The organism is Synechococcus sp. (genome assembly GCF_982614295.1).
In genome coordinates this window covers 25,413-33,023 of record NZ_CEXBMR010000016.1, presented here as the reverse complement: position 1 = coordinate 33,023, position 7,611 = coordinate 25,413, and the positions used below count along the sequence as shown (strand labels likewise).

The 7,611-nt window shown below is 56.1% G+C and carries 12 protein-coding genes; 9 read left to right on the top strand and 3 right to left on the bottom strand.

The window, feature by feature from the left end; translation table 11 throughout:
- From AC2JC8_RS04410 to ndhN, 3 genes are all read right to left on the bottom strand, one after another.
- Positions 1–1,132, bottom strand: a 1,132-nt coding sequence (locus tag AC2JC8_RS04410; protein ID WP_484594259.1) for an AAA family ATPase, incomplete at its 3' end; no start/stop codon positions are given.
- 27 nt (positions 1,133–1,159) lie between these two features.
- Entirely contained in the window at positions 1,160–2,185 is a 1,026-nt protein-coding gene (locus AC2JC8_RS04405) for a Light dependent period protein LdpA domain-containing protein (RefSeq protein WP_484420348.1), read from the bottom strand.
- A gap of 6 nt (positions 2,186–2,191) precedes the next feature.
- Entirely contained in the window at positions 2,192–2,653 is a 462-nt protein-coding gene (gene ndhN, locus AC2JC8_RS04400; RefSeq protein WP_484399940.1) for an NAD(P)H-quinone oxidoreductase subunit N, read from the bottom strand.
- 379 nt (positions 2,654–3,032) lie between these two features.
- On the opposite strand from ndhN, the gene rplC reads away from it, so the two are divergent.
- The 9 genes from rplC to rpmC are packed head-to-tail and all read left to right on the top strand — an operon-like array spanning position 3,033 to position 7,603.
- Positions 3,033–3,680, top strand: coding sequence for a 50S ribosomal protein L3 (rplC, locus tag AC2JC8_RS04395; protein WP_484399938.1), 648 nt, complete (start codon positions 3,033–3,035; stop codon positions 3,678–3,680).
- 11 nt (positions 3,681–3,691) lie between these two features.
- Entirely contained in the window at positions 3,692–4,327 is a 636-nt protein-coding gene (rplD, locus tag AC2JC8_RS04390) for a 50S ribosomal protein L4 (RefSeq protein ID WP_295456518.1), read from the top strand.
- Positions 4,320–4,622, top strand: coding sequence for a 50S ribosomal protein L23 (locus tag AC2JC8_RS04385; protein ID WP_255131175.1), 303 nt, complete (start codon positions 4,320–4,322; stop codon positions 4,620–4,622). The genes rplD and AC2JC8_RS04385 overlap by 8 nt, the downstream gene beginning before the upstream one ends.
- A 12-nt stretch (positions 4,623–4,634) precedes the next feature.
- Positions 4,635–5,498 (top strand): 50S ribosomal protein L2, encoded by an 864-nt coding sequence (gene rplB / locus AC2JC8_RS04380; protein ID WP_484399937.1) that lies wholly within the window; start codon positions 4,635–4,637, stop codon positions 5,496–5,498.
- Between the two features lie 35 nt (positions 5,499–5,533).
- A complete protein-coding gene (gene rpsS, locus AC2JC8_RS04375; RefSeq protein WP_255131173.1) occupies positions 5,534–5,809 on the top strand; it encodes a 30S ribosomal protein S19 in 276 nt (91 codons plus the stop codon).
- Between the two features lies 1 nt (position 5,810).
- Positions 5,811–6,173, top strand: coding sequence for a 50S ribosomal protein L22 (gene rplV / locus AC2JC8_RS04370; RefSeq protein ID WP_295456522.1), 363 nt, complete (start codon positions 5,811–5,813; stop codon positions 6,171–6,173).
- 6 nt (positions 6,174–6,179) lie between these two features.
- A complete protein-coding gene (gene rpsC / locus AC2JC8_RS04365) occupies positions 6,180–6,908 on the top strand; it encodes a 30S ribosomal protein S3 (RefSeq protein ID WP_484399935.1) in 729 nt (242 codons plus the stop codon).
- Positions 6,909–6,922: 14 nt separating this feature from the next.
- On the top strand, positions 6,923–7,387 hold the full coding sequence (rplP, locus tag AC2JC8_RS04360) for a 50S ribosomal protein L16 (RefSeq protein WP_484399934.1): 465 nt from the start codon (positions 6,923–6,925) through the stop codon (positions 7,385–7,387).
- A 3-nt stretch (positions 7,388–7,390) separates the two neighbouring features.
- A complete protein-coding gene (gene rpmC, locus AC2JC8_RS04355) occupies positions 7,391–7,603 on the top strand; it encodes a 50S ribosomal protein L29 (protein ID WP_255131169.1) in 213 nt (70 codons plus the stop codon).
- Positions 7,604–7,611 lie beyond the last annotated feature (8 nt).

The following is a 7,611-nucleotide window of genomic DNA, read 5'->3' as shown; positions in this document are numbered from 1 at the left end:
CAACCGATGGCTTTTGTGCAGGTTTAATTACTTGCTTAATCAGCGGTGTTGGCGGGAGTGGTGTTGGAGGACGCAGCAGCGAAGGCAGGGGTTGTTCAACTTTTAGGCAGCCCGTCCGATCCACGGTTCGAATTTCGGGCCGCGCTCCATCGCCTCTTAATAAGCGATCAACAGTGCCTGCAACATCTGTATGCACCAGCCAACGGCTGCGGCTGTGCATCTCCACAGCAATCGGGAAAGTAGGAGCGGCTGAACGCTCTAAAACCGCCTTACGGCTGCCGCGACGGCGGGCTTCATCGTCGCCGAGAGTAACCGCCTGCACTCCCCCCACCAGATCGGAAAGGGTGGGGTTTCGCAAAAGATTTTCTAATGCGTTGCCATGGGCTGTTGCAACAAGCTGCACCCCCCTTTCGGCAATGCTGCGGGCTGCAAGGGCCTCCTCCTCTGTGCCGATCTCGTCGATCACAATTACCTCGGGCATGTGGTTTTCCACTGCCTCGATCATTACCCGGTGTTGCCATTGAGGTTTTGCCACTTGCATGCGCCTGGCACGACCAATCGCGGGATGGGGCACATCACCATCACCCGCAATCTCATTACTTGTGTCTATTACCACCACTCTTTTACCAAAATCATCGGCCAGCACCCGGGCGATCTCTCTTAAGGCAGTGGTTTTGCCAACCCCAGGGGGCCCCAATAACAAAAGCGACTGAGCTGAATCAAGCAGATCACGCACCATCGCCACAGTTCCAAATACAGCCCTCCCAACCCGGCAAGTGAGGCCAATCACCAGCCCCGAACGGTTACGCAGGGCGCTAATTCGATGCAAAGTGCCTTCTATACCCGCTCGGTTGTCGCCTCCAAATGAGCCCAATTGATCGATTATTAGGCGCAGATCCTCGCCGGTTACAGGCTTAGATCCCAAATCCACGCAGCCATGGGGATAGCGGGCTTCCGGTTTTCGGCCAAGATCCAAAACCACCTCCAACAGGCCTTCCCGCTGGGCTGTAGTGGCCAAAGAAAGCTGCAACGGAGTGGGAAGCACCGAGAGCAGGCGATCGAGATCATCGGTAACGCGATGCTCCTTAACGGTTACCCCAGATAACAGTGAACCAACTTCTGCGCTCACCATCCCCGTTCCTGGCAGATGCGCACTGGTTTAGCAGGCCCAGAGTAATTCCAGAGAGTGTTGGGCCTTTGGCCACAAATCAGGGCAGTGAAGAAGCCGTTGGCCCCTTCGTTCGGCTTCGATCAAAAAAGGTTGCAGCAGCGCGCGAGCACTGCCCCCATAAGCGATTCCAGCAATACCGCCCGTGGCAGGCATGGGCGATATCTGAATTTTGAGAAGGCGGCGGCGGCTATCAGCGTTGGTGCCGCCGGCAAGCTGTATCAAGCCCGGGGGCAGGAATGGCCCGAGGCGTTCAAATAAAGCCACTGCGGCATGGGCAGTGCCCGCGCCAATGTCGCCACTCATCGGGCGACCATCCAGTTGCCAAAGCCAAGGCCAGCTTGATGCCGTTAAAAAACCATGAAGCTGCCATAAATAAGCCGCTAGAGCTAACTGGCCAGGCTCGCGCCCCTCGCCGCAACTCACCGCAAGCAAACTCAGTGATAAATCACTAGCGCTGATCGCAGCTAATAGCTGAGCAAAAGCCTGGCTGCGGCCTGGGCTTGTATGCACTTCTATGGCATCGGGTTGGGCCTGCTTAAGCAACTGCAAAAGCTGCTGCCCCTCCAGCTTCACCGCCTGCTCCTGAATCAAATTCAGGGGACAAATCTCCAAACAGCGACCACAGCCGTAACAACGATTTGCGATCACACCGATGCTGGGATCAATGGCCAAAGCCGGACATACCGGAACGCAGGGGCGCGGACAGCTGCTCGGGCACAACTGCTGATCAAAAACCGCTTTACGAAAATGGGGGTCTGCGCCATCGCTAAGGCTCAACATCAACCAAGGCCGGCGCGGCACCCCCTGCTCTAAAGCCCACGCAATGCCGCGTTTCACCGCTGATATCACCCCTAAATCTGCTGCTACATCGAGGCAATGGGCCCCCGCCAAAGTTGCCAAGGCGGCTTGATCTTCAAGGCCCTGCAGATCATGGTTACTTGCCCCGCCTATCCACTTAACCCAGCTGCCGTGGGCAAGGGCTGCTTCTGGAGCAAGCCAAGGCTTAACTCGCACCAAGAGCTAACTCAACTCAAGCTCTTGGAGGGGCTGCCAGCGCAAATTCCGGGAACCGCCCATTTCCAGCACTAAATGCAAACGCGATTCCCTTTGGCATAAAGCCTGCAAGCTATTGCGCTCTGCAGCTGATAAAACCTGACCCTCCAAAAGCCAAAGCAAAATGGGCTTGGGTCCAGACAAAGCCGGGCCCAGTTGAGGCATCACCATTTGGACATCCCCCACGGCAGCTTCCCTACCCACCCTTTGATGACCCAGATGGGGGGGGCGAATGCCGTGAAGCCCGAATAAGAAAACCTCCGGATCGCCTAAACCACGAACTGAATTGAGCTCGGTGTGGTAACCGCAAGCTCTCATTCGCCTTAACAACCTTGTTTCGGCGCCGCCTTCAAGGGGGGCATATAAAGCCAATGCCTTGGATCGCTCCAGATCTCTGCGGAAAGTGCGGCCGCTGAGCAGCAGGGGCATGGGGGCACCAGCAATTCAGATCATTCTGGCAGGGCCGAGAACTAACTCACAGATTTACCAATATTTGATTTCAACCTCAATGGTGTAAATTATTGAGCTACGCAATTGATGTTGTGCCCGAGCGCTAGCCGGGCCTCCAGCTGAAAATGCTAAGGGCTACCACAGTTGATAGCTCTTTCTGGCCAGTGCAAATTCTGAATTTTTCAGATTTTGCCGGGAAACTTACACCGGAAATTTCCTTTTAAAGGTGAATTCGCGGCGATCAGTCTCAGCCAATCCTGCCTTGATTTTTCAAGCAGATCCCCTAGCCAACTTCACCTGATTCCTTTATTGGATTCTTTTGAAGCCTGGTTACCACAGCTGGCGTGTTTCACCTCCCATGTCTATCGGCATTCTTGGGAAGAAATTGGGTATGTCCCAATTCTTCGACAACGAAGGCAAGTCCATCCCGGTCACTGTGATCGAGGCGGGGCCTTGCCGCATCACCCAAGTCAAAACTCCTTCCAACGACGGCTATAGCGCTGTCCAAGTTGGGTTTGGCGACATTCGCGAAAAGCTCGTTAACCGGCCAGCCCAGGGTCACCTGAGCAAGTCGGGAGATGAACCCTTGCGTCATCTCAAGGAATACCGCGTCGATTCGATCGATGGGGTTGAACTTGGTAGCAGCCTCACTGTTGAAGCTTTTAGTCCTGGACAAAAAGTTGATGTAAGCGGCGACACCATGGGCCGCGGTTTCTCAGGGCTTCAAAAGCGCCACGGCTTTAGCCGTGGTCCAATGACCCACGGTTCAAAAAACCACAGGGAACCGGGTTCAATTGGCGCCGGCACCACCCCAGGCCGGGTTTATCCAGGCAAACGGATGGCTGGCCGCTACGGCGGTACCAAAACCACCGTTAAAGGTTTGGTGGTGTTGAAAGTTGACGCTGAGCGCAATCTTTTAGTGGTAAAAGGCTCCGTGCCGGGCAAACCCGGTGCCTTGCTAAGTATTCAACCGGCTAAGCGGGTTGAGTACAAGGCTGGATCGTGAGAGAGGAAACCATGGTTAATTGTGTTATTCGCGACTGGCAAGGCAAAGAAGCTGGAAAAGCTTCCCTCGATTTAGCCGTTGCCAAGGAAACTACCGCTGCCAACCTTGTGCATCGCGCTGTAGTGAGGCAACTGGCAAATGCCCGCCAGGGCACTGCCAGCACCCTTACCAGAGCTGAAGTGCGTGGTGGTGGCCGCAAGCCCTACAAACAGAAAGGAACCGGACGAGCTCGCCAGGGTTCGATCCGCACTCCCCTGCGGCCCGGCGGTGGCGTGGTGTTTGGCCCCAAACCCCGCTCCTACGAGATATCCATGAATCGCAAGGAGCGTCGTTTAGCGCTCCGCACTGCCCTTATGAGCCGAGGCTCAGATTTGGTGGTGGTAAAAGCCTTCATCGACGAACTTGCCAAACCACGAACGAAAGACGTAGTGGCAGCTTTGGAGCGTTGGGGTGTGCCCAATGGCACCCGAGTGTTGCTTGTGGTGGCCGAGCTGGCCAGCAGCGTGAAGTTATCTGTGCGCAATCTGCCCACGGTGAAACTTATCGCCGCTGATCAACTCAACGTTTTTGATCTCCTCAATGCCCAAAAGCTTGTGGTTAGCGAAGACGCCCTTGTGAAGATCCAAGAGGTTTATGGCAATGGCTGAACGTTTTGCAGATCGCTTGGCGGATGTGATCCGCCGGCCACTGATCACAGAGAAGGCCACCCGCGCCCTTGAGTTGAATCAGTACACCTTTGAGGTTGATCCCCGGGCCGCCAAGCCCGATATCAAAGCCGCCGTAGAACATCTTTTCTCGGTAAAGGTGGTGGGAATTAGCACCATGAACCCACCTCGTCGCACGCGGCGGGTAGGCCGTTTCTCCGGTCGTCGCGCCCAGGTCAAAAAGGCCGTTGTGCGATTGGCCGAAGGCAACAGCATCCAGCTTTTCCCTGAATCGTAAGGAGCGTTAACCATGGGAATCCGTAGCTATCGCCCCTATACCCCCGGTACTCGCACCCGGGTGGTGAGCGATTTCAGTGAAGTAACGCGGCGCAAGCCGGAACGCAGCCTGGTGGTGGCAAAACACCGCCGCAAGGGTCGCAATAATCGCGGGGTAATCACCTGCCGTCACCGTGGTGGCGGCCATAAGCGCCTTTATCGCATTGTTGATTTTCGCCGGAACAAAATCGGTGTTGTGGGTCGGGTGGCTGCCATCCAATACGACCCCCATCGCAATGCGCGTCTTGCCCTCCTCTATTACACGGATGGCGAAAAGCGCTACATCCTCCATCCCGCTGGGGTGGTGGTAGGTCAGGAGGTTGTCTCCGGTCCTGAGTCTCCAATTGAAATTGGCAACGCACTGCCCCTATCAGCCATTCCACTTGGTTCGAGCGTTCACAACGTGGAGCTCTATGCCGGTAGAGGTGGCCAAATGGTTCGCACCGCTGGTGCCAGCGCCCAAGTGATGGCTAAAGAAGGCGACTACGTCGCTTTGAAACTGCCCTCTACTGAAGTGAGGCTCGTGCGCCGTGAGTGCTATGCCACCCTCGGTGAAGTAGGCAATGCTGAAATTCGTAATACCAGCCTTGGTAAAGCGGGTCGTAAGCGTTGGCTGGGTCGTCGCCCTGAGGTGCGTGGCAGTGTGATGAACCCCTGCGACCACCCTCACGGTGGTGGCGAGGGTCGTGCTCCCATCGGTCGCTCTGGCCCTGTTACGCCTTGGGGTAAACCAGCCCTTGGTTACAAAACCAGGAAGCGCAACAAGCCCAGTAACCAGTACGTCCTCCGGAAGCGTCGCCGCGTATCTAAACGCAGCCGTGGCGGACGGGATTCCTGATGACTTACTTCTGCCAGCTGATCGCTTAAACCTCTATGGGACGTTCACTAAAAAAAGGACCATTTGTTGCCGACAGTCTTCTCCGCAAAGTGGAGAAGAACAACATTGCCGGAGAAAAGCCTGTGATCAAAACCTGGTCCAGAGCTTCAACAATCCTGCCGATGATGATCGGTCACACCATTGCCGTTCACAACGGCAAAACCCACGTACCGGTCTATGTGACCGAACAAATGGTGGGTCACAAATTGGGGGAATTCGCCCCCACGCGCTCCTTCCGGGGCCACATCAAGGATAAGAAAGGAGCACGTTGAGATGGCAAAAAAAATCCTCACCCCCAATCAGGCCCTTGCCCACGCCCGCTACGTGCGGGGTTCCGTGTCCAAGGTTCGACGTGTTCTCGACCAAATCCGTGGTCGCAGCTATCGCGATGCACTGATCATGCTCGAGTTCATGCCTTATCGCTCCACCGGGCCCATAACCAAGGTGTTGCGGTCTGCTGTTGCTAATGCCGAACACAATCTCGGCATTGATCCAGGCAATCTGGTTATCTCCGTAGCCAGCGCCGACATGGGTCCGTGCATGAAGCGCTTCCGGCCCCGCGCCCAAGGGCGTGCTTTTGCGATCAAAAAACCCACCTGTCACATCTCCATTGGTGTGACTCCCCAAGACGCTTAAAGACCGATGGGACACAAAATCCACCCGACCGGCCTGCGCCTGGGGATCACCCAGGAACATCGCTCGCGCTGGTACGCACCCGCCCGCACCTACCCCGCCCTGCTTCAGGAAGATGAACAGATTCGTCTGTTTGTCAACAGGAAATATGCCTCTGCTGGCATCAGCAGCGTGCATATCGCCCGTAAAGCCGATCAACTGGAGGTGGAGCTCAAAACCGCCCGCCCTGGTGTGCTGGTAGGTAGGCAGGGCAGTGGCATCGAAGAGCTACGCGCTGGAATCCAAAAAACCATTGGTGATCTCACCCGCCAGGTGCGTATCAACGTGGTGGAAGTAGAGCGGGTAGATGCCGATTCCTTCCTTCTTGCTGAATACATTGCTCAGCAACTGGAAAAGCGGGTGGCGTTTCGTCGCGTAATCCGCATGGCCGTTCAAAGGGCCCAGCGGGCCGGCGTACTTGGCCTAAAAATCCAGGTAAGCGGCCGTCTAAACGGCGCTGAAATCGCCCGGACGGAATGGACCCGTGAGGGTCGTGTTCCCCTGCACACCCTGCGGGCTGACATTGATTACGCCACCAAGGTGGCCAGCACCACCTACGGGGTGTTGGGCATCAAGGTTTGGATTTTCAAAGGTGAAGTTCTGCCAGGACAAAAAGAGCAACCCCCTGTGGGTGCAGCTCCCCGTCGCCGCACAAGCAGGCGACCCCAAGATTTCGAGGACCGCTCTAATGAGGAGTGAGGGAGGCCTAAACCATGCTTAGTCCACGTCGCGTCAAATTCCGCAAACAACAGCGAGGTCGCATGCGCGGCGTTGCTACCCGAGGCAACACCATTGCCTTTGGTTCATTTGCCCTCCAAGCCCAGGAATGTGGCTGGGTTACGGCACGGCAGATCGAAGCCAGTCGCCGTGCCATGAGTCGCCTAACCAAACGGGGCGGACAAATCTGGATTCGGATCTTCCCAGATAAGCCAGTCACCATGAGGGCAGCCGAAACCCGTATGGGTTCTGGTAAAGGCAACCCAGAATTCTGGGTTGCCGTTGTGAAACCAGGCCGCATTCTCTTTGAGATGGGCGGACCTGAAATCACAGAGGCCCTCGCAAAACAAGCCATGCGTCTGGCTCAATACAAATTGCCGGTGAAAACAAAATTCATCGTCAAAGAAGAGGAGGAGGCCGCCGTTGAGGTCACCGCGCAACCCATCGCAGTGGAGTCTTAAACCATGGCACTTCCTGAAATCACCAGCCTGCGCAGTCTTAGCGACAGCGAAATCAGCGACCAGATCAGCGGTACCCGACGGGAACTGTTTGATCTGCGTTTCCAGCAGGCCACTAGCCGCCTGGAAAATCCCCACCGTTTCCGCCATGCCCGCCTCAAGCTGGCCCAGCTGCTAACGGTGCAAAAGGAGCGCTCCAGCTCCGTTGCCGCCCTCTGACCCCCCCT